The organism is Pseudomonas sp. MWU349, assembly GCF_017947325.1.
Classification (GTDB): domain Bacteria; phylum Pseudomonadota; class Gammaproteobacteria; order Pseudomonadales; family Pseudomonadaceae; genus Aquipseudomonas; species Aquipseudomonas protegens.
In genome coordinates this window covers 134,837-155,259 of sequence record NZ_JAFEVP010000002.1, presented here as the reverse complement: position 1 = coordinate 155,259, position 20,423 = coordinate 134,837, and the positions used below count along the sequence as shown (strand labels likewise).

General features: G+C 61.4%; 26 protein-coding genes. 15 read left to right on the top strand and 11 right to left on the bottom strand.

Going from position 1 to position 20,423, the window contains the following annotated elements; translation table 11 throughout:
- Positions 1-6 precede the first annotated feature (6 nt).
- The 3 genes from KCG88_RS07850 to KCG88_RS07840 all read left to right on the top strand — a co-directional run bounded on the left by KCG88_RS07850 (position 7) and on the right by KCG88_RS07840 (position 2,070).
- Positions 7-612, top strand: coding sequence for an arylesterase (locus KCG88_RS07850; protein ID WP_041752456.1), 606 nt, complete (start codon positions 7-9; stop codon positions 610-612).
- 56 nt (positions 613-668) lie between these two features.
- Positions 669-962 (top strand): hypothetical protein, encoded by a 294-nt coding sequence (locus KCG88_RS07845; RefSeq protein WP_007931378.1) that lies wholly within the window; start codon positions 669-671, stop codon positions 960-962.
- 133 nt (positions 963-1,095) lie between these two features.
- Positions 1,096-2,070, top strand: a complete 975-nt coding sequence (locus KCG88_RS07840; protein WP_047288255.1) for a L,D-transpeptidase family protein — start codon at positions 1,096-1,098, stop codon at positions 2,068-2,070.
- Between the two features lie 125 nt (positions 2,071-2,195).
- Here the strand turns inward: KCG88_RS07840 and oprI are convergent, their stop codons facing one another.
- The gene (gene oprI, locus KCG88_RS07835; protein ID WP_003448337.1) at positions 2,196-2,447 is read right to left on the bottom strand and encodes an outer membrane lipoprotei OprI; all 252 of its coding nucleotides are present in this window, start codon (positions 2,445-2,447) and stop codon (positions 2,196-2,198) included.
- A gap of 642 nt (positions 2,448-3,089) precedes the next feature.
- Between oprI and KCG88_RS07830 the strand changes: the two genes are divergently transcribed.
- Positions 3,090-3,371 carry a GNAT family N-acetyltransferase gene (locus KCG88_RS07830; protein ID WP_011062548.1) on the top strand — a complete coding sequence of 94 codons (282 nt, stop codon included), beginning with the start codon at positions 3,090-3,092 and terminating at the stop codon, positions 3,369-3,371.
- Positions 3,372-3,431: 60 nt separating this feature from the next.
- On the opposite strand, the gene KCG88_RS07825 is transcribed toward KCG88_RS07830, so the two are convergent.
- Together KCG88_RS07825 and KCG88_RS07820 are read right to left on the bottom strand one after the other, a co-directional pair.
- The gene (locus tag KCG88_RS07825; protein WP_011062547.1) at positions 3,432-4,508 is read right to left on the bottom strand and encodes a 3-deoxy-7-phosphoheptulonate synthase; all 1,077 of its coding nucleotides are present in this window, start codon (positions 4,506-4,508) and stop codon (positions 3,432-3,434) included.
- A gap of 140 nt (positions 4,509-4,648) precedes the next feature.
- On the bottom strand, positions 4,649-5,083 hold the full coding sequence (locus KCG88_RS07820) for a PilZ domain-containing protein (RefSeq protein ID WP_210712183.1): 435 nt from the start codon (positions 5,081-5,083) through the stop codon (positions 4,649-4,651).
- On the opposite strand from KCG88_RS07820, the gene KCG88_RS07815 reads away from it, so the two are divergent.
- From KCG88_RS07815 to cysB, 5 genes are all read left to right on the top strand, one after another.
- A complete protein-coding gene (locus KCG88_RS07815) occupies positions 5,082-5,468 on the top strand; it encodes a thioredoxin family protein (RefSeq protein WP_047337474.1) in 387 nt (128 codons plus the stop codon). The two genes, KCG88_RS07820 and KCG88_RS07815, sit on opposite strands and share 2 nt — an antisense overlap.
- The gene (locus KCG88_RS07810) at positions 5,468-6,424 is read left to right on the top strand and encodes a putative 2-dehydropantoate 2-reductase (protein ID WP_210712182.1); all 957 of its coding nucleotides are present in this window, start codon (positions 5,468-5,470) and stop codon (positions 6,422-6,424) included. The genes KCG88_RS07815 and KCG88_RS07810 overlap by 1 nt, the downstream gene beginning before the upstream one ends.
- A 31-nt stretch (positions 6,425-6,455) precedes the next feature.
- Positions 6,456-7,361, top strand: a complete 906-nt coding sequence (locus KCG88_RS07805; RefSeq protein WP_047288246.1) for a 5'-nucleotidase — start codon at positions 6,456-6,458, stop codon at positions 7,359-7,361.
- Positions 7,362-7,456: 95 nt separating this feature from the next.
- Positions 7,457-7,957: a universal stress protein gene (locus KCG88_RS07800; protein ID WP_011062542.1), complete on the top strand. Its 501-nt coding sequence runs from the start codon at positions 7,457-7,459 to the stop codon at positions 7,955-7,957.
- A gap of 110 nt (positions 7,958-8,067) precedes the next feature.
- Positions 8,068-9,042: an HTH-type transcriptional regulator CysB gene (gene cysB / locus KCG88_RS07795; RefSeq protein WP_011062541.1), complete on the top strand. Its 975-nt coding sequence runs from the start codon at positions 8,068-8,070 to the stop codon at positions 9,040-9,042.
- A gap of 12 nt (positions 9,043-9,054) precedes the next feature.
- On the opposite strand, the gene KCG88_RS07790 is transcribed toward cysB, so the two are convergent.
- Together KCG88_RS07790 and KCG88_RS07785 are read right to left on the bottom strand one after the other, a co-directional pair.
- Complete coding sequence (locus KCG88_RS07790) at positions 9,055-9,537, bottom strand: GreA/GreB family elongation factor (RefSeq protein ID WP_047288242.1); 483 nt, start codon at positions 9,535-9,537, stop codon at positions 9,055-9,057.
- Positions 9,538-9,539: 2 nt separating this feature from the next.
- Positions 9,540-9,938 (bottom strand): hypothetical protein, encoded by a 399-nt coding sequence (locus KCG88_RS07785; RefSeq protein WP_210712181.1) that lies wholly within the window; start codon positions 9,936-9,938, stop codon positions 9,540-9,542.
- Between the two features lie 123 nt (positions 9,939-10,061).
- Here KCG88_RS07785 and earP point away from each other — a divergent pair, with 123 nt between their 5' ends.
- On the top strand, positions 10,062-11,195 hold the full coding sequence (gene earP / locus KCG88_RS07780) for an elongation factor P maturation arginine rhamnosyltransferase EarP (RefSeq protein WP_210712180.1): 1,134 nt from the start codon (positions 10,062-10,064) through the stop codon (positions 11,193-11,195).
- 48 nt (positions 11,196-11,243) lie between these two features.
- Entirely contained in the window at positions 11,244-11,816 is a 573-nt protein-coding gene (locus tag KCG88_RS07775) for an elongation factor P (RefSeq protein ID WP_007931398.1), read from the top strand.
- A gap of 71 nt (positions 11,817-11,887) precedes the next feature.
- On the opposite strand, the gene KCG88_RS07770 is transcribed toward KCG88_RS07775, so the two are convergent.
- The 3 genes from KCG88_RS07770 to KCG88_RS07760 all read right to left on the bottom strand — a co-directional run bounded on the left by KCG88_RS07770 (position 11,888) and on the right by KCG88_RS07760 (position 14,013).
- Positions 11,888-12,307 (bottom strand): organic hydroperoxide resistance protein, encoded by a 420-nt coding sequence (locus KCG88_RS07770; protein ID WP_011062537.1) that lies wholly within the window; start codon positions 12,305-12,307, stop codon positions 11,888-11,890.
- Between the two features lie 217 nt (positions 12,308-12,524).
- The gene (locus KCG88_RS07765; protein ID WP_011062536.1) at positions 12,525-12,986 is read right to left on the bottom strand and encodes a MarR family transcriptional regulator; all 462 of its coding nucleotides are present in this window, start codon (positions 12,984-12,986) and stop codon (positions 12,525-12,527) included.
- 76 nt (positions 12,987-13,062) lie between these two features.
- Positions 13,063-14,013 (bottom strand): LysR family transcriptional regulator, encoded by a 951-nt coding sequence (locus KCG88_RS07760; protein WP_047288237.1) that lies wholly within the window; start codon positions 14,011-14,013, stop codon positions 13,063-13,065.
- Between the two features lie 105 nt (positions 14,014-14,118).
- Here KCG88_RS07760 and KCG88_RS07755 point away from each other — a divergent pair, with 105 nt between their 5' ends.
- Positions 14,119-14,868 (top strand): sulfite exporter TauE/SafE family protein, encoded by a 750-nt coding sequence (locus KCG88_RS07755; protein ID WP_047288236.1) that lies wholly within the window; start codon positions 14,119-14,121, stop codon positions 14,866-14,868.
- Here the strand turns inward: KCG88_RS07755 and KCG88_RS07750 are convergent.
- Both KCG88_RS07750 and KCG88_RS07745 read right to left on the bottom strand, forming a co-directional pair.
- Complete coding sequence (locus KCG88_RS07750) at positions 14,858-15,712, bottom strand: LysR substrate-binding domain-containing protein (RefSeq protein ID WP_047288234.1); 855 nt, start codon at positions 15,710-15,712, stop codon at positions 14,858-14,860. The two genes, KCG88_RS07755 and KCG88_RS07750, sit on opposite strands and share 11 nt — an antisense overlap.
- A 72-nt stretch (positions 15,713-15,784) precedes the next feature.
- On the bottom strand, positions 15,785-16,261 hold the full coding sequence (locus KCG88_RS07745) for a peroxiredoxin (protein WP_241774757.1): 477 nt from the start codon (positions 16,259-16,261) through the stop codon (positions 15,785-15,787).
- A gap of 283 nt (positions 16,262-16,544) precedes the next feature.
- Here KCG88_RS07745 and KCG88_RS07740 point away from each other — a divergent pair, with 283 nt between their 5' ends.
- Both KCG88_RS07740 and KCG88_RS07735 read left to right on the top strand, forming a co-directional pair.
- The gene (locus KCG88_RS07740; RefSeq protein ID WP_047288232.1) at positions 16,545-16,766 is read left to right on the top strand and encodes a DUF1127 domain-containing protein; all 222 of its coding nucleotides are present in this window, start codon (positions 16,545-16,547) and stop codon (positions 16,764-16,766) included.
- Between the two features lie 64 nt (positions 16,767-16,830).
- Positions 16,831-18,045 (top strand): winged helix-turn-helix domain-containing protein, encoded by a 1,215-nt coding sequence (locus KCG88_RS07735; RefSeq protein ID WP_210712179.1) that lies wholly within the window; start codon positions 16,831-16,833, stop codon positions 18,043-18,045.
- Positions 18,046-18,112: 67 nt separating this feature from the next.
- On the opposite strand, the gene KCG88_RS07730 is transcribed toward KCG88_RS07735, so the two are convergent.
- A complete protein-coding gene (locus KCG88_RS07730) occupies positions 18,113-19,459 on the bottom strand; it encodes a 3-deoxy-7-phosphoheptulonate synthase class II (protein ID WP_047288228.1) in 1,347 nt (448 codons plus the stop codon).
- A 162-nt stretch (positions 19,460-19,621) separates the two neighbouring features.
- Here KCG88_RS07730 and KCG88_RS07725 point away from each other — a divergent pair, with 162 nt between their 5' ends.
- A complete protein-coding gene (locus KCG88_RS07725; protein WP_210712178.1) occupies positions 19,622-20,377 on the top strand; it encodes a spermidine synthase in 756 nt (251 codons plus the stop codon).
- The last annotated feature ends 46 nt before the right edge of the window (positions 20,378-20,423 follow it).

Here is a 20,423-nt window from a genome sequence, read left to right as displayed (position 1 = left end):
AATCCGATGCGTGTATGGTTTTTGAGTGCCGGCCTGGCCTTGATGTGCATGGCCCAGAACGCAGCGGCGGGTACGGTCCTGATCGTTGGCGATAGTATCAGTGCGGCTTTCGGCCTGGATACCCGCCAGGGCTGGGTAGCCCTGCTGGAAAAGAGGCTCAAGGACCAGGGTTTCACCGACCGGGTAGTCAATGCCTCGGTCAGTGGGGACACCAGTGCCGGAGGCCAGGCGCGGCTGCCGGCGCTGCTTGCAGAGCATAAACCTGAGGTGGTGATTCTCGAGTTGGGGGGGAACGATGGCTTGCGCGGCCAGCCGCCCCGGCAATTGCAACAAAATCTTGCTTCGATGATCGACAGCTCCCAGGCCCAGGGTGCCAAGGTGCTGCTTTTGGGCATGCAATTGCCGCCCAACTATGGCGTGCGCTATACCCAGGCCTTTTCCCAGGTCTACAGCCAGTTGGCCAGCGAGAAAAAGGTGGCCTTGGTGCCGTTTTTTCTTGACGGGGTCGGGGGGCATCCCGAACTGATGCAGGCAGACGGTCTGCACCCTGCGGCAGCGGCCCAGGGCAAGTTGCTGGAAAATGTCTGGCCGACGCTAAAACCGCTGCTTTGACGCTTTTCTAGTGACAGTGTTTCGGCTAATGTGGCGCCCCCGATTTGGAGCCCCCGATGCCGCGTCCCGCCTGGTCCCTGTTTGCCTATCAACTGATCGAGCCTGATGAGCAGCTTGACCTGTTCGCCTGCCAGGAAGTTCGGGTGCATCTGGTGACGCGTCAACTGGAGTTGGGCGGCTCTGCCGACCGCACGTTGTGTGGCACTTTGTTGCCCGCGCAACCGCGCTGGTCGAGCGTGGATCGGACGATTTTCCAGGACCAGCGACTCTGCCCGTTGTGCCGGGCGATTCTGGAGTCGCAAAAACGTGGCACTCCGCCGATCTGGCCTGAGCTGCGTTTCGAGCTGTAGGCGGTCGCCAGCAGGCCGTTTCGACAGGGAATTCATGTGTCTGCGCTTGTCTCCCCGCCTGGCTCCCGTAGCCGGAGGGCGGGGTGTACAATCGTGTTTCTTTCATTCGTTGTTCATGCGAAGGATTATCCGGATGTTGCCCCGCCTCCCTGTCGTCACCCGCTGCCTGACACTTGCCGCCTTGTGTGTGGCCGGTCCTGTTGCCGCATTGGAATTGCCTCTACCGCCGCCGGGTGAAGACATCGTCGGCCAGGTACAGGTGATCAAGGCCAAGTACGAGGATACCTTCGCCGACCTGGGCACGGCCTACGACCTGGGTTACCTGGAAATGGTCGCGGCCAACCCGGGCGTCGATCCCTGGCTGCCGGGGGCGGGCACCGAAGTGATCCTGCCCACGCGTTTCATTCTGCCGCCCGGGCCCCGCGAAGGCATCGTGATCAACCTGGCTGAGTATCGACTGTACTACTACCCCAAGGGGCGGAACGTGGTCTACACCTTCCCGCTGGGGATTGGTCGTGAGGGCTGGGGGTCACCGATTGCCCACACCAGCATCACCGCGAAAACCCCGAATCCGACCTGGACGCCCCCGGCCTCGATCAAGGCCGAGCACGCCGCCGACGGTGACCCCTTGCCGAACGTGGTACCGGCCGGGCCGGACAACCCCTTGGGGCCATTCAAGTTCACCCTTGGCACACCGGGTTACCTGATCCACGGTTCGAACAAGAAGTTCGGTATCGGCATGCGCACCAGCCACGGCTGTTTCCGCATGCTCAACAACAACGTGCTGGAAATGGCCGGCATGGTGCCGGTGGGAACTTCGGTGCGCATCATCAACGATCCGTACAAGTTCGGTATCAGTGGCGGGAAAGTCTACCTGGAAGCTCATACGCCGTTGGATGACAAAGGCAATCCTTCGGTGGTCGACAAGCACACTGCGGTGATCAATGCCTTGCTCAAGCGTGAGGACCTGGCCAACAACCTGCGCATGAACTGGGATGTGGTGCGTGATGTAGTGGCAGCCGAAGATGGCTTGCCGGTTGAGATCGCCGTGCCGACGACAGCGCCTGTGACAACAATGTCCAACGCGACCTACGATTTGCAGCAGTAAGCGCTTGAGTGCAACCCGCCGATACCTGTTGGTAGCGGCGGGTTTTTTATTGCCGGTGAAGAACTCCGGGCAATAAAAAAGCCGATCCAAAAATGGATCGGCTCGATAACAATCCCGAGGGACTATTACTTGCGGCTAGCTTTTTCCAGCATACGCAGAGCGCGCTCGTTAGCTTCGTCAGCAGTCTGTTGTGCTTTTTGAGCAGCAGCCAGAGCTTCATCAGCTTTACGATAGGCTTCGTCTGCACGAGCCTGAGCGCGAGCTGCTGCGTCTTCAGTAGCAGTCAGACGAGCTTCGGTTTCTTTGGATACGCTGCTGCAACCGGTAGCCAGAACTGCGGCCAGAGCCAGAGCAGAGAATTTCAGAACGTTGTTCATCGTGTTCCCCTTCAAGGACTTTCTATTAGTAGCTATCACCTCAGAGTGAGGAAATAGCCGGCGTACATACTACCCATTACTTGTAGTAAGTAAACTGACGTAGCGCAAGAAGCAAAAAAAATTCTAGGCGCTGTTTCTTTTTCGAGCAACTTTTTAGCGGGTTGTATAAAAAATATTCAGCGGCGAAGCTCCGGGGCCGAATGCTGCGTGTTTGCCAGCATCGTTATCGGAGTTCCCAGGCGCTGTTTCAGAGCCTAGGCTAAAGTCGTTCTATATTGTGTCGATTGCACTTTTCTTCAGAATTTGTTCAGCCCTGAACCTATGTTTAAGCATCTTGCGGGTGACTTTAAGGGGCGGCGCTCGTCTTATGTTTCAGCATCCGGCGATGTACCGTCTCAAGATGTTTAGGTATCGATCCCGACTAAGGTTCGTACACAGCCTCAACAAGGTTTTGCGCCGATCTGTGACGAGTGTGGCTTGAGCATTTGTGCCAATGGCGCCTATATTTTGTAACGTGCTGATGGCGCAAGAGCGAGAGCTTCTACGGGGCAGCCGACAGGCACGAGGTGGCGTAAGTTGTTCCTTCGCCGGAAAAACATCGGTAAGGTAGGGGTCAGCATTCCAGACCCGCAAGGAGTAGTGATGAGCGAGGCGTTGTCCATCCACCATGACCAGGCTGGTCATCAGTTCGAGACCAATGTGGACGGTCATCGTGCCTACCTGACCTATATGGACCTGGGTAAGCAGACCCTGGATATCTATCGCACTTTCGTGCCCAACGCACTGCGTGGGCGCGGTATTGCCGCGGCGCTGACCGAGCAGGCGCTGGAGTACGCCGAACGCATGGGCTACACAGTGATTCCGTCTTGCTCGTACGTAGAGCGTTATATGGAGCGTCATCAGCGTCACGCAGCAAAGCTCTGACCGGGGCGACCATGAAAAACGCCGGGCTTGGCCCGGCGTTTTTGTGTCCGCAGGAAAGGATCAGCTGCGATCGCGTTTCGGCAAGACGTCCTTGAGCTTGGCGTGCATGCCGCGCAGGGTCTTCTCGGTACTTTCCCAGTCGATGCAGGCATCGGTGATCGATACGCCGTACTGCAGTTCCGACAGGTTCTTCGGAATCGCCTGGCAACCCCAGTTCAAGTGACTTTCCACCATCAGGCCGATGATCGACTGGTTGCCCTCGAGGATCTGGTTCGCCACGTTTTCCATGACCAGCGGCTGCAGTGCCGGGTCCTTGTTGGAGTTGGCGTGGCTGCAGTCGATCATGATGTTCGGCTTGATCTTGGCCTTGCTCAGGGCCTGCTCGCAGACAGCGACGCTGACCGAGTCATAGTTGGGCTTGCCGTTGCCGCCGCGCAGCACCACGTGGCCGTAGGCGTTGCCTTTGGTGGTGACGATCGACACGCCGCCCTGGGGGTTGATCCCCAGGAAGCGGTGAGGGCTGGAAACCGACTGCAAGGCGTTGATTGCCACAGTCAGGCCACCGTCGGTACCGTTCTTGAAGCCCACGGCCGAGGACAGGCCCGAAGCCATTTCGCGGTGAGTCTGGGATTCGGTGGTACGTGCACCAATGGCCGACCAGCTGATCAAGTCCTGCAAGTATTGCGGGGAGATCGGGTCCAGGGCTTCAGTGGCAGTAGGCAAGCCCATTTCAGCCAAGTCCAGCAGCAACTGGCGACCAATGTGCAGGCCGTCCTGGATCTTGAACGAGTCGTCCAGGTATGGGTCGTTGATCAGGCCTTTCCAGCCGACGGTGGTCCGCGGTTTCTCGAAATAAACGCGCATCACCAGGTACAGGGTGTCGGAGACTTCAGCCGCCAGTGCCTTGAGCCGCTCGGCGTATTCGTGGGCTGCCTTGATGTCGTGGATCGAGCAGGGCCCAATGACGATGAACAGGCGGTGATCAGTGCCGTCGAGGATATTGCGGATCACTTCGCGACCCTTGGTCACGGTGCGCAAGGCGGTGTCGCTCAGCGGGATGTCTCGTTTGAGTTGATCAGGGGTGATCAGGGTCTCGTTGGAGGCGACGTTAAGGTCGTTGATCGGTAAATCAGCCATCGTGTTACTCGTCAGGTCACGGGTGCCGGCCGCCAGCGATCCCCGCGCGGCGGAGCACAGCGGATTTGAGCGCGTCGGGGAGCCGAACCTTAGCGCGTTAGCCGGTGACTCTACAATGGGCAGGTGGCGGTTTTATTGGGCTATGGCTGCACAAAAGCCTGGTGCACACGGTCTTCGGAATAGTCTTCTGCGTGCTGCTCGACCCAATTCAGCGCCAGCGCCTCAATGCATTGCTGTTCGCTCTGAGGTTCATGCAGGCGGCAGTAGCGGGCGATCTGGCACACCTGTTCACCCATGCGCGCACCGAACAGCGTTTGTTCGTCGACGAAAGCGATGCCCACCAGGTAGCCACGCTTGCGTTTCAGGCACCAGGCGACATAGCCGTTGTAACGGGCGTTATCCCCCAGCGTCGGCATGTACACCTCCAGCGCGGTACCGCGGCGCCAGGCACGGTGGTAATTGCACGCCATGCCACCGAGGCTGATAGTGTGCAACCGCTGGCGTGAAATACAGGCATGCTTGCGCAAGGTCAGTTCAACCGGAACATCATCAGGATGAGGCAGAAAACGTCCCATGACCGCAGACTCCGAGTGTCGTCCATTTGACATTGTTTCCCCCAGTATAGTGCTCGAATTGGAGCTGACCGACTTCGATATCGACCAGCAGTTACTGGGCCTGGGCGGCGTTTCCCTGGTTGTTTTCACCAGTGTCGGCTGTTCCAGTTGCCGTTGGGCCCGGGCGCGGTTGCCGGAGTTGGAGCTACCCATCGACCGTCTTTGCTGGGTCGATGCGGGCGATAATGGCGGTGCGGTTGAGCGCTATCAGGTGTTCCACCTGCCGGCCTTGTTCGTGGTCCGCGACGGTGAGTTTCATGGAGCGCTACAGTCGCGCCTGACGCAGCAGGATCTCAGCGAGAGCTTGCGTCTGGCGCTTAATCGAATACCAGAGGAGTTGCCTTGATGGGTGCAGGCCGTAAACCGCGTGTAGGCATTATCGGGACCGGAGCGATCGGAGGTTTTTACGGGGTGATGCTGGCACGTGCCGGTTTCGACGTGCACTTTCTATTGCGCAGCGAATATCCGGCAGTGCTCGAGCATGGGCTGCAAGTCAACAGCACCCCGCACGGGAAGCTGACGTTGAAGCCGGCGCAGGCCTACGCCAACGCCGAACAGATGCCGGCTTGCGACTGGCTGCTGGTGGGCGCCAAGACCACCAGCAACCTTGATCTGGCGCCGGCGATCATTCAGGCCGCGGCCACCGATGCCAAGGTTCTGGTGCTGCAGAATGGGCTGGATGTCGAAGACGACCTGCGCGCGGTGCTTCCCGACTCTCTGCATCTTCTGGGCGGTTTATGCTTTATCTGTGTGCACCGCGCCGGGCCCGGACAGATCGAGCACCAGGCGCTTGGCGCGGTAAACCTGGGTTACCACAGTGGCCCGGCCAGTGCCGATGCGGCCCAAAGCCAGGCGATAGTCGAGGAGGGCGCCGCGCTGTTTCGCGAGGCGGGGCTCGACTCCCAGGCCATGGGCAACCTGCAGCAGGCGCGCTGGCAGAAGCTGGTGTGGAATGTCCCGTATAACGGCCTGTCGGTTCTGCTCCGAGCCAGTACCACGCCGCTGATGGCCGACCCCGCCAGCCGCGAGCTGATCCAGGACCTGATGCAGGAAGTGCTGCAGGGGGCGGCGGCTTGCGGGCATGTCATCCCTGCGGCCTATGCGCAGCAACTGTTCAAGTCCACCGAGCACATGCCGGATTACTGGCCCAGCATGTACCATGATTTCCTGCACCAGCGTCCTCTGGAACTGGCAGCCATCTATGCTGCGCCCTTGGCGGCAGCGCGGGCCGCAGGTTGTGAGCTGCCGAAGATCCAGGCGTTGTACCAGGCCTTGTGCTTCATCGACCGGCACCACGCCTGAGTTGGGCTTATTACCTTTAAGGGGATGAAGTATGGCAAAGGGCCTGGATGGCAAACTGGTGGTGGCGATCTCGTCGCGGGCGCTGTTCGACCTGGGCGACAGCCACAAGGTCTATCTGGCCCAGGGAGTCGAGGCCTATCGGCAATACCAGATCGAACATGAAGAGGAAGTCCTCGAGCCCGGTGATGCCTTCCCTCTGGTCAAGAAACTCCTCAGCCTCAATGCCAGCCTGGGCCGGGCCCGGGTCGAGGTGGTGCTGGTCTCGCGCAACAGTGCCGACACCGGGTTGCGTGTGTTCAACTCGATCGAGCACTACGGCCTGGGCATTTCCCGCGCAGCCTTCGTCGGCGGTCGCAGTCCTTATCCCTATCTGGCGGCCTTTGGCAGCGACCTGTTTCTCTCCACCCATGCCGACGATGTGCGCAGTGCCCTAGAGGCCGGTTTTGCTGCGGCAACCATTCTGTCCGGCGGCACCCGGCGCGCTGAAAGTGGCGAACTGCGCATCGCGTTCGACGGTGATGCGGTGCTGTTTTCCGATGACTCGGAGCGTATCTACCAGTCCGGCGGCCTGGAGGCATTCCAGGCCAGTGAACGGCAGTCGGCACGAGAGCCGTTGCCGGGCGGGCCGTTCAAGGGCTTCCTGGCGGCACTCAACCTGCTGCAGGGAGAGTTTTCCGACGAAGCCAGTCCGATCCGTACCGCCTTGGTGACAGCCCGTTCCGCGCCGGCCCATGAGCGGGTAATCCGCACCTTGCGCGAGTGGAACATCCGCCTGGACGAATCGCTGTTCCTTGGCGGGCTGGAAAAAGCCGCCTTCCTCGAAGCCTTTGCAGCCGACGTGTTCTTCGACGACCAGGCCGGTCACTGCGAGCTGGCTCGCGAAGTGGTCGCCACCGGTCACGTGCCTCACGGCGTGAGCAACGAAACCAAGGCTTGAGTCCTAAAATCCGAGGTTTTTCCTCGGACCTCCCACAGTTCCAGGCACTGCTAAGCTGAATCAATCTCCGCCATCTTGGCAGTTGAGGAGGTCATATGATTCGTTCGATGCTGTATGCCACTGACCTCGGTCTGTATGCGCCCTTCGTGATGCAACATGCCCTGGAGCTGGCTCGAACGTTCAATGCCGACTTACATGTAGTGCACGCCGTGGAGCCCATGGGTTTGTTCGCCGAATCAGTGTTGCAGAGCTACCTGGATGAGCAGTCGCTGAATGAGTTCCACCGTCAGGGCCTGAATACAGTAATGGCCAATATCGAGCAGCGGGTGCTGGACAGCTTTCGCGAGGAGCTGGGGGAGGGGATGCAGGACCTGACCTTGATCCAGTCGGTGCGGGTGCTTCAGGGGGACCCGTCCCAGGTGATTCTGGAGCAGGCCGGGAAACTCTCGGTGGATTTGCTGATCGTAGGAAGTCACAGTCATGGGGTGGGGGCGCAAACGCCTTTGGGGCGTACTGCAACGCGAGTTCTGCAACTGGCCAAAGTCCCGGTTTACCTGGTGCCTCTGGTGCAGCGTCGACGTCAGGGCGATACCTGAGGATGGATGGAAAATTCTGAATAAAAGTTCTAGATTTATTCTCCTGACCATTAATATAGTTATATACCGTCGCTGATACCCGTGGCGTCTACCTGCTTTGAGGGATTGATATGAAGCTTCAACAATTGCGCTACATCTGGGAAGTGGCGCACCACGACCTCAACGTCTCCGCTACCGCGCAAAGCCTTTACACATCGCAACCGGGTATCAGCAAGCAGATCCGTCTGCTCGAGGACGAACTCGGGGTCGAGGTCTTTGCCCGCAGTGGCAAGCATCTGACCCGCGTGACCCCGGCCGGCGAGCGTATCATCACCACCGCCGGCGAGATCCTGCGCAAGGTCGAAAGCATCAAGCAGATCGCCCAGGAGTTCTCCAACGAGAAGAAGGGCACCCTGTCCATCGCCACCACTCACACCCAGGCGCGCTACGCCTTGCCGCCGGTGATCAGCAGCTTTATCAAGCAGTACCCGGACGTGGCTCTGCACATGCATCAGGGCTCGCCGATGCAGATCGCGGAAATGGCCGCCGACGGCACTGTGGATTTCGCCATTGCCACCGAAGCACTGGAACTGTTCGGTGATCTGGTGATGATGCCGTGCTACCGCTGGAACCGCTGCGTGGTAGTGCCTCAGGGCCACCCGCTGACCAAGTTGCCGAAGCTGACTCTGGAAACCCTGGCGGAGTACCCGATCGTCACCTACGTATTCGGTTTCACCGGTCGCTCCAAGCTCGACGAAGCCTTCAGCCATCGCGGCCTGACGCCCAAGGTGGTATTCACCGCTGCCGACGCTGACGTGATCAAGACCTATGTGCGCCTGGGCCTGGGCGTTGGCATCGTGGCCAAGATGGCGGTCGATACCAAGCTCGACAGCGACCTGGTGGTGCTGGATGCCAGTGAGCTGTTCGAGTCGAGCATCACCAAGATCGGTTTCCGTCGCGGCACTTTCCTGCGTGGCTTCATGTGTGATTTCATCGAGAAGTTCGCCCCGCACCTGACCCGCGAAGTCATGGCCAAGGCCATTGCCTGCCATAACAAGCAGGAACTGGAAGAGCTGTTCGACGGCGTCGAATTGCCGGTCCACTGATCCCCAGCCTGCCTAGCGGACCTCGGTGACAGTGAACTGTTGCCGGGCGCCCGCCACCACGATCTCCACCTCATCGTCCTCGAACTTGCCCAGCAGGCTGCTGCCCAGGGGCGAGCGCGGGGTGATGACGGTCACCAGTTGCCCCACCACGTAGACCTTCAAGCCTGCGCCATCCGGGCCGAGAAACAGCCACTGTTCGTGGCCGTTCTCATCTTCCAGCCCCAACAGCGCACCGATCTGAATCCCCTTCTGCGGGTCATAAGGGCGCAGGCTCAGGTTCTGCCAAAGGCCCAGGGCCTGACGGATTTCCTCGACCCGCCGAGCCTGGCCGGCGGCCAGGTAGGAAGCTTCCAGCCCCAGGGTGTCGTACTTGTTTTCGGCGATATTTTCTTCGTGGGTGGCGGTTTCGTAAGCGGTTTGTGCCGCTCGCACCGCGACCTCCAGGTCGTCCCGGAGCTGTTGCAGAATCAGTTGGTAGACGGACTGTTTGTTCATGGTCAATTACAGAATTGCAGGACGTTGGCCCGGCTTTTTTCGCTCGGCGCGGTCTGGTCCTGCTGCAACCAGAACTGGCATTTGGGGTTGGACAGATTGCGCAGGTTGTTGCGGGCGTTGTCCAGGGACTGCAGCTCCTCGTTCTTGCGCAGGTTTTCCTGGTACTGCTCGAACATTCGGTTCTGTGGCTCGGGTGGCGCGGCAACCGGTGGTTTTGCCAATTGCTGCACCGCTTGTACGACCGGAGCCAACTGCTGGCTGAAAAGGTAGTGCGAAGCCAGCCAGCAGGTCAGGACAATTGCCAGGAAACCCAGCCACAGGCCCAGGGCAATGCTGGCGGTGAGCGCCAGGAAGTTAAAACTGATGCGCAAGGAGCGACGTGCGGGGGGACGATGGGACATGGCTGCCTCCTGGCGGGCGGTGTTGGGCAAGGGCCGATTGTCGCACGAAGATAATCGCGGTTGGCTCTTCTGCGCAGGAGCATTTATGCGGACAATCGGCGCCTTTGCCAATCGGGGACTGGAATGAAAGCCTCCTGGGATATTTTCTGCAGCGTGGTCGACAACTACGGCGACATCGGCGTGACCTGGCGCCTGGCCCGGCAACTGGTGGCCGAGCATCAATGTGCGGTGCGCCTGTGGGTCGATGATTTGCGCGCTTTCGAAAAGATCTGCCCGCAGATCGATAGCCAAAAGGCCAGCCAGATTCAGGCGGGTGTCCAGGTGCGGCACTGGCCGGCCCAGTGGCCGGACGAGGCGGCGGCCGATGTGGTGATCGCGGCTTTCGCCTGCCAGTTGCCCCACGCCTACATGGACGCCATGGCCGACCGCGCGCGTGCGCCACTGTGGCTGAACCTGGACTACCTGAGCGCCGAGGACTGGGTCGGCGGGTGCCATGGCCTGCCTTCCGTGAAGTTTCGCGGGGTGCAGAAGTACTTCTTCTTTCCCGGATTCCAGGCCGATACCGGCGGCTTGCTGCGCGAGGCCGGGCTGCTTGAGCTGCGCCGGGATTTCCAGGGCAGGCCCCAGGCCCGGCTGGATTTCCTGAAAGACCTGGGCGTATCGCCTGTTGCCGGCAGTCGCTTGATCTCGCTGTTCGCCTACGAAAATGCCGGGGTTGCCAGTTGGTTGCAGGCCCTGGCCGACGACGGGCAGCCGACTCATCTGCTGGTGCCCGAAGGCCGCGTGCTGGCCGATGTGCAGCGCTGGCTGGGAGAGGAACCACTAGCGCCGGGCTGTCCCCAGGTACGCCAGTCGCTGACCGTTCAGGTGTTGCCCTTCGTGCGCCAGGAGGATTACGACCGGCTGCTCTGGTGCTGCGACTTCAACGCGGTGCGCGGGGAGGACTCCTTCGTCCGGGCACAATGGGCCGGGCGGCCGATGCTCTGGCACATTTATCGCCAGGATGAAGACATCCACCTGGACAAGCTCGAAGCCTTTCTTGGCCTCTATACCCGCACCCTTTCCCCGGGGGCCAAGGCTGCAGTACTGGCCCTGTGGCAGGCCTGGAACAGCGAAGCGTCGATGGCCGAACCTTGGAAAAACCTGTTGCAATACTGGCCGGAAGTCGCCGCGCACGCCGAGCAATGGTGTCTGGAACAAGGCTCCCAGCCCGATCTTGCTGCGGCGCTGGTGCAGTTTTACCTAAATTGGATATGATACGCGGCCTAGATTTTTGTAAATCCCATCCAAATTCGGATATTCGCAATGAAAACTGGTAAAGAACTCAAACCCGGTACCGTGATCCGTATCGACAACGATCCTTGGCTGGTTCAGAAAGCTGAATTCACCAAGTCTGGTCGTAACAGCGCGATCATGAAGACCAAGCTGAAGAACCTGCTGACCGGTTACAAGACCGAAACCGTTTACGGTGCGGACGACAAACTGGACGACGTGATCCTGGATCGCAAAGAAGCGACCCTGTCGTTCATCAGCGGCGACACCTACACGTTCATGGACACCACTGACTACACCATGTACGAGCTGAACGCCGAAGACATCGAAGCGGTTCTGCCGTTCATCGAAGAAGGCATGACCGACGTTTGCGAAGCCGTGTTCTTCGAAGACCGTCTGGTTTCCGTTGACCTGCCGACCACCATCGTGCGCCAGGTTGACTACACCGAAGGTTCCGCTCGCGGCGACACTTCGGGCAAGGTGATGAAGCCTGCCAAACTGAAAAACGGTACCGAGCTGAGCGTTGCGGACTTCATCGAAATCGGCGACATGATCGAGATCGATACCCGCGAAGGCGGTTCCTACAAAGGCCGCGCCAAGGTTTAAACCTGGCTCGCCCCTGTAGACGAAAAAGCCCGACCTTGAGTCGGGCTTTTTTATGCCTGGAATTTGCCGTTTCAGACCGTAACGTGCAGGCGCACATCCACATTGCCACGGGTGGCGTTGGAGTAGGGGCAGACCTGATGCGCGGCATCCACCAGGCTTTGCGCTTCGTCCTGGGCCAGGCCGGGCAGGCTCACATGCAGGTCGATATCCAGGCCGAAGCCGCCGGGGATCTGGCCGATGCCGACATGGGCGGTAATCGAAGCGTCGTCCGGGATCTTGCGCTTGCTCTGGCTGGCGACGAACTTCAGGGCACCGATAAAGCAGGCCGAGTAACCGGCTGCGAACAGCTGTTCAGGGTTGGTCGCCTGGCCACCGGCACCACCGAGCTCCTTGGGGGTGGCCAGTTTGACGTCGAGGATCTGGTCATTGGAAACAGCGCGGCCATCACGGCCACCGGTGGCGGTTGCAACGGCGGTGTAGAGAGTTTGCATGGTGGAAGCCTCGTGTCAGGTAATTTTTGCGCTAATTATTTGCGCGCTAAGTAAGTGCGAAATAAATGTATATCTCTAATATTTAGCGCGCAAGATAAAATTGCTGAAAATCCCTCCATAAGCCTTTAATAATTGGTAAATCATTGATTTTGTAAGATATATTTTTTCGGTCGAGAAGCCAGCCCCAGCCGTAGGGGGCTGGCTTCTCAGCAAAGCGTCAAAGACTGTCCTGCAGATGCCCGCGCAATACCTGCAAATCTTCCTGCAACTGACGCAATTGCTCCACGCTCCGGCCGCTGGCCCCGAGGATGCACTGGGGAATGTCCCGGGCTTGCTCGCGCAGCACCCGGCCCTGTTCCGTCAGTTGGACAATTACCACCCGTTCATCTTCCCGACTGCGGGTGCGGCTGAGCAGACCTTCGGCCTCCAGGCGCTTGAGCAGCGGGGTCAGGGAGCCGGGGTCGGTCAGCAGGCGCTGGCTGATCTCGCCAACCGTCAGCCCGTCCCGTTCCCAGAGCACCAGCATCGCCAGGTACTGCGGGTAGGTCAGCCCCAGCTTCTGCAGCAGAGGCTTGTAGACCTTGGTCAGCATCAGCGAGGTGGAGTGCAGGGCAAAGCACACCTGGTTGTCCAGCAGCAGTTGATCGCAGGAGTCCAGGGGGGAGCGTTCGGTGGTCATGTTGGCGGCCTTGATCATTAATGGTCACGAATCTAGCGGGCGAGTCTTTAATGCGCCAGATAATTCTCCTCAGGTCTCAGCCCATCGCGCTTTGCAATGCCAGGTCCCAGGGCGGAACCGGGCTGAAGCGGCTTTTCAGGTACTCCAGCAGCAGGCGGCTACGGGCATTGGGGTGCTGTTCCATGCGCAAGGCGTAGATGCCGGCGGTTTCCGGCTTGGGCAGGCCGCCTTCGCAGAACAGCGGCACCAGTTCGCCGCGCAGCAGGTATTCACTCACCAGCCAGGTGGGCAGGTGGGCAATGCCCAGCCCGGCCAAGGCCCCGGAAAGCAGGGCTTCAGCGTTGTTGGCACCAAGGCGTATACGCTGCGGACGATGGCTCTGCACCTGGCCGTCAAGCTCGAAGCGCCAGGCGAACAGCGGCGCCAGGCCATCCCAGTCGAGGCCGTCGTGCTGGCTGAGTTCGGCGGGGTGGCTGGGGGTGCCGCGGCTTTTCAGGTAGGAGGGGCTGGCACAGGCGATACGCACGATGCTGGCCAGGGAGGTGGCGACCATCCGCGTGTCCACGCGCTGGCCGGCGCGCAGCACCAGGTCGACCTTGCCCAGGTGGGAGCCCTGCATGTCGACAAAGCTGTCGATCAGGTGCAACTGCACATCCAGCCCGGGGTAGAGCACCAGGAAATCGGCAATGGCCGGCGCCAGGTGGCGGCGCCCGAAGGCGGCGGGGGCATCGATGCGGATCAGGCCCTCCGGGGCATGGCTCAGGGAAACTGCCTCGGCCCGTGCCAGTTGCAGCTCGGCGACGATACGCCGGGCCCGTTCGGCAAAGGCCTGGCCGGCGGCGGTGGCGACCACGGCGTGGGTGGTACGCATGAACAGAGTGGTGCCCACGGCGCTTTCCAGGCTGTCGATGCGCCGTGCCACGGCGGAGGGCGTCAGCGGGTGGCGGCGCGCCGCGGCGGAAAAGCTGCCCGCCTCCAGCACATCCAGAAACAGCCCCAGTTGTTCGGTCAATGTATTGGGATTCATGGTCAGCTCGCTTATGCGAAAACGGCAAAGCCATTGTGCGTTGCTGTGCGTTTCCGTGCCAGCGCCGACTGCGTAGCATGCAGCTCTCAGGTGAGGAGAGCGGTTGTGATCGAGTTGATGATGTATCTGTTGTTGGGCGCGGCGCTGGGTACGGTGGGCGGGCTGTTCGGTATTGGCGGGGGCTTGATCGCGATTCCGGTGCTCGGCGTGCTGTTTGGCCTGGACCAGCAGATTGCCCAGGGCACGGCGCTGGTCATGGTTGTACCCAATGTGCTGCTCGCGCTGTGGCGCTATCACCAGCGCAATCGCATCGAGGCGCGCCATGCCTTGCCCCTGGCCCTGATGGGGTTCAGTTTCGCCTGGCTGGGCTCGATCTGGGCGGTGGGCATCGATGCACAGAAGATGCGCATTGGCTTCGTCGCCTTTCTTCTGGTGCTGTCGGCCTACAACCTGCTGCGCATGTTCATGGCCAGTGCCCCGGCCAGCCGCGAGATGCGTTACCCCTGGCCTTGGCTCGGGGTGCTGGGCGCCGCTTCCGGGGCCATGGGCGGGCTGTTTGGGGTGGGGGGCGCAGTGGTTGCCACGCCGGTACTGACCAGTGTCTTCGGCACCACCCAGGTGGTAGCGCAGGGTTTGTCCCTGGCGCTGGCGCTACCCAGCACCGGGGTCACCCTGGTGACCTATGGCTTTCACCATCAGGTGGACTGGGCGATCGGTCTGCCGCTGGCAGCCGGTGGCTTGCTGAGCATCAGTTGGGGGGTAAAGGTCGCCCACGCCTTGCCCGAGCGGCTGTTGCGCGGCCTGTTCTGCGGCTTCCTGGTGGTGTGTGCGGTGATGCTGGCGTTTAAAGTTTGAAGCCTTCGACGATGTGTTCGGCCAGGCATTCGGTGATGGGCGAGGGCTGGTTGAGGTTGCGTAGCAGCATGATGCTGGCCTCGGGCAGTTCCGGCAGCCCTTCGTTCTCGCCGAGGATGCGCAGGTCCGGCGTGATCAGGCTTTCCAGCTGTGCGGTGATCGCCAGCCCGGCGCTGACCACCGCCATGATTGCCGACAGGCTGGAGCTGTTGTAGGCAATGCGATAGTCGAGGCCGATGGCATCCAGGGCGTTGCAGGCCCACAGTCGGCAGAAGCAGTCGCTGTTGAACATCGCCAGTGGCAGTGGCGTTTGTTCATGGGGCGTGAAGCACTGGGCCGCGGCCCAGACGAAGCGCTCCTTGCGCAAGAGTTGACCGATCTCGCTGCCCGGCTCTCGGGTGACGATGGTCAGGTCCAGGTCCTGGCGTTGCAGCAGTTGCTTGGACGATTCGCAATGCACTTCGATCTGGATCAGCGGGTAGCTCTGGGCGAAGCGCGACAGAATCCCCGGGAGAAAACGCATCACATAGTCATCCGGCGTGCCGATGCGCACCAGCCCCACCATGTGCGGTTCGCGCAGGGTATTGAACACTTCGCTATGCAGTTTCAGGATGCGCCTGGCATAGCCCAGCAGTACCTGGCCCTCGGCGGTCAGCTTGACCTGGCGCCCGTCGCGCTGGAACAGCTGGCGTTGCAGCACGTCCTCTTCCAGGCGCTTCATCTGCATGCTCACCGCCGATTGGGTGCGGTTGACCCGTTCTCCAGCCCGGGTAAAACCGCCCTCATCGGCGATGGCGACGAAGGTGCGCAGCACTTCGGTGTCGATGCTGGGGAACTGGGACATTGATCAAATCCTGAGATGCATGGGCCAGGAAGCATTCCTGAAGCTGATCTTATTCCCCGAAAGGCCATGGCGTCATCCCTGGCGTTGCGCTTGCAGCCAGGCCAGCACCTGCCGGGGGTTCTGGTCCGGTGGAAATACCGGGTAGAACACCTTTTCGATCTGCCCGGCCTTGAGTATCAGCGTCAGGCGTTTCAGGAAGCGGGTGGCGTTCAATTCGAACATCGGCAGCCCCAGGGCCTCGGTCAATTGCCCTTGTGCGTCGGAAAGCAGGGCAAAGGGCAGGTGCAGCCGCTCGACGGCTTCACGTTGATAGTCGCTGTCCTGGGTCGAGAGGCCGAACAGGTTCGCCGCCCCGGCGGCCGCGAGTTCCTCGGCCAGGTCGCGAAAGCCGCAGGACTGCGGGGTACAGCCCCGGGCGCCGGGGGTCATGTCCCAGCCCTCCAGCAGCGGCAAATCCGGTCGTCCCATGCGCGGGTAGACATAGAGCACCGTTGTGCCGGGCAACGTCGACAGGTCGACCCCTTCGCCCGAGGTGGAGGGCAACTGCACCCGTCCATTGTCCTGACTCCCCCTTCGGCTCTGCCGCTGCCCGATGATCTCGGCGGCTACAGCCTGCTGGCCTGTGAAGAGTCGGCGACGGCCAGCCTCGATGGTTTCGGTCGCGACCCACTGGGCGGCTGGCCGGGGGATTACCGGATCTGAACGCGGACCCTGGAAGCTCCAGCGGGGAATCAAAGCATCAAACCATGAGATGTATTGCATAAGAAACATTCGTTGGATTGATCCTTGTTCGGGGAAGAGACTGTGCTCATCCCCACTGGAGGACAGGATCATGAAAGCGCAAAAGGGTTATCTGCTGGTTCACAAACTGCCCATTCAGGCGTTGTCGTTACGTGCACTATGGCGCCAGGTCGTCCGCTGGCACGAGTTGGCGCAGGAGCGCCGGATGCTTGCCGGCCTGAGCGATTCGGCCCTGCATGACCTGGGGCTGAGCCGGGCGGATGTGGAGCATGAAGTGGTCCGCCCGTTCTGGGACGACCCGATGCACAAATAACCCGGAGGCCACTACACAAGCCGGTCCAGGGTGCGTTAGCGTGCGGGCAGACAAGGAGACGCTCATGCCCGCACTACCTTCTTTCTCGCTCAAGCAGGCCCGCCGGCTGGCGCTGGCCGCCCAAGGCTTCGGCGGGCGCCAGCCGCCGGCATCGATCAAGGCCTCCCGACTCAATCAGCAGATCGAGCGCCTGGGCCTGTTGCAGATCGATTCGGTCAACGCCCTGGTGCGCGCCCATTACTTGCCGCTGTTTTCCCGTCTTGGCAGTTATCCACAGCAGTTGCTCGATCAGGCCGCCTGGAGCCAGGGGCGCCAGCGCACTTTGTTCGAGTACTGGGGGCATGAGGCCTCCCTGCTGCCGATGTCCATGTACCCCTTGATGCGCTGGCGCATGCAGCGCGCACGCCAGGGGCGGGGTATCTACTCGCAACTGGCGCGTTTCGGCCAGGAACGCCAGGCCACTCTGCGCCGAGTGCTGGCGGCCGTGGAGCAGCAGGGCGCGCTGGGGGCCGGCAGCCTCTCCACCCGAGAAGAGCGGGCCGGCCCCTGGTGGGATTGGAGCGATGAAAAGCATGCCCTGGAATGGCTGTTCGCTGCCGGTGAGGTGACGGTGTCCGGCCGCCGCGGTTTCGAGCGCCTGTATGACTTGCCGGAACGGGTGATTCCGGCGGCGATCCTCCAGCAGATGCCGTTGGAGGAAGCCCAGGCCCAGCGCCGGTTGCTGCTGCAGGCAGCCGGGGCATTGGGGGTGGCCACGGAAAAGGACCTGCGGGACTACTTTCGCCTCGACCCCGGCGACAGTCGCGCGCGACTTGCCGAGTTGTGCGAGTCCGGCGAACTGCTGAGCTGTGAGGTCCAGGGCTGGAAGCAAAGTGCCTATTGCCTGCCCGAGGCGCGGGTGCCGCGCAAGGTCCAAGCCAGCGCGCTGTTGTCACCTTTCGATTCCCTGATCTGGGAGCGCAGCCGCACCGAGCGGCTGTTCGATTTCCGCTACCGCCTGGAGATCTACACGCCTGAGCACAAGCGGGTCTATGGCTATTACGTGCTGCCGTTCCTGCACAACGAGCGAATTGCCGCCCGGGTCGACCTGCGGGCGGAGCGGGCCCGGGGGCGTCTAGCGGTGCACGCGGTGCATGAGGAGCCATTCGGTCTGGACGAAGAGGGCGTCCGGGCATTGGCCGTGCAATTGCGAAAGATGGCCGACTGGCTGGGGTTGGAACAGATTCAGCTCAATTGCCAGCGTGATGGCGCGCGACGCCTGCGTGAGGTGCTGGGGTGAAGAGCTTCGCGGGCCAGCCCGCTCCTACACAGCCCTTGCAGGAGCGGGCTAGCCGGCGAAAGCGCTCTTAGCGCTTGACCTGTTTCAAGGTCTCGGCAATCAGGAAGGCCAGTTCCAGTGACTGGTCGGCATTCATCCGCGGGTCGCAATGGGTGTGATAGCGGTCCGACAAGCCATCCTCGGTAATCGGCCGGGCACCGCCGATGCATTCGGTGACGTTCTGCCCGGTCATCTCGATATGGATGCCACCGGCATAGCTGCCTTCGGCCTGGTGGACCTGGAAGAACTGCTTGACCTCGGTGAGGATCTGCGCGAAATCCCGGGTCTTGTAGCCGCTGCTGGCCTTGATGGTGTTGCCGTGCATCGGGTCCGAGCTCCACAGCACCTGCTTGCCTTCGCTTTCCACCGCGCGAATCAGCTGCGGCAGGTGATCGCCGACCTTGTTCGCGCCCATGCGCACGATCAGGTTGAGGCGGCCGGGATCGTTGTCCGGGTTGAGGATATCGATCAGGCGGATCAGTTCGTCGGTGTTCATGCTCGGGCCGACCTTGACCCCGATCGGGTTGTTCACCCCGCGCAGGAACTCCACGTGGGCGCCGCCGAGTTGCCGGGTGCGATCGCCGATCCACAGCATGTGCGCCGAGCAGTCGTAGTAGTCGTTGGTCAGGCTGTCGCGGCGCACGAAGGCTTCTTCATAGTTGAGCAGCAACGCTTCATGGGCGGTGAAGAAACTGGTTTCGCGCAGTTGCGGCGCGCTGTCCAGGCCGCAGGCGCGCATGAAGGCCAGGGTTTCGTCGATGCGGTTTGCCAGTTGGCTGTATTTTTCGGCCAGGGCCGAGTTGGCGATGAAGTCCAGGTTCCACTTGTGCACCTGGTGCAGGTCGGCGAAACCGCCCTGGGCGAAGGCTCGCAGCAGGTTGAGGGTGGCGGTGGCCTGGTGGTAGGACTGCAGCAGGCGGTCGGGGTCCGGTACCCGGCTTTTTTCATCGAAGCCGATGCCGTTGACGATGTCGCCACGATAGGCCGGCAAGGTCACGCCATTGATGGTTTCGTCGTTGGCCGAGCGCGGCTTGGCGAACTGGCCGGCCATGCGCCCGACCTTGACCACCGGGCAGCCGGCGGCAAAGGTCATGACAATGGCCATCTGCAACAGCACCTTGAAGGTGTCGCGGATCTTCGCGGCGGAGAACTCGGCGAAGCTTTCGGCGCAATCGCCACCCTGCAGCAGGAAGGCCCGACCCTGGGTGACTTCGGCGAACTGGCGACGCAACTCCCGGGCTTCACCGGCAAACACCAGCGGTGGATAACTGGCCAGGGTCTGCTCGACCTGCAGCAGATGCGCGGCGTCGGGGTAGTGGGGTTGTTGCTGGATCGGCAGGGCGCGCCAGCTGTCGGGGCTCCAGGGTTGGCTCATCGCGGACTCGAGTGCTTTAACGGTGGGAGGGGCATGTTAGCAGCAAATTAGTGCGTGACCTGCTCCTCTCGCTTGGCCGACAATCGCGCCTTTCCCGCTCGCTGCCGAGCGGTTGGTTTATCGCGCCGGCAAGGTTCTGTGCCCGCGCGGCTAGGAGATGAAATGACTGAGGAGCGCGTCGAGCGCCTGCTCGCCGAAGTGCATGACGAATTCGGCATGATCCGGGTCCTGGAAGTGGCGGACTATCGTTTTCTCGAATTTGGCGATGCCATCGAGCAAAGCTGTGTGTTCACGGCGGACCCCAGTTGGCTGGAGTACGACTACACCCGGGCCATGTTGATCGGTGCCCTGTGCCATGAGGCGCCGGAGAGCGCGTTGTTTCTCGGGCTGGGCGCCGGCACCCTGACCCAGGCCTGCCTGAAGTTCCTGCCCCTGGAAGATGTGGAAGCCATCGAACTGCGACCGGACGTGCCGCGCCTGGCCATCGAGTACCTGGGGCTGGACGACGATCCGCGTCTATATATAAGAGTCGGCGATGCCCTGGAGCTGCTGGACAGTGCTGAACCCGCCGACCTGATCTTCGTCGACCTGTACACCGACGTCGGCCCCGGCGTCGGGCATCTGGCCTGGGGGTTTCTGGAGAACTGCCAGAAGCGCCTCAACCCCGGCGGCTGGCTGGTGATCAACCAGTGGGCCACCGATGATGGCAAGCCCCTGGGCGCCGCCCTGTTGCGCGGGCTCTATCACCGCCATTACTGGGAGTTGCCGGTGAAGGAGGGCAACGTGATTCTGATCGTGCCGTCCGATCTGGACCAGGAGCTGGACCTGCCAGGCCTGAATGCCCGGGCCCAAGCCCTGGCCCCACGCCTGGGCTACTGCCTGCAACCCTTGATCAAGGCGATCCGCCCGGCCACATAAGCCCTTGCTGGCGCCGGCTGGCCGGCGAAGCCGACCTGCCGGCCCC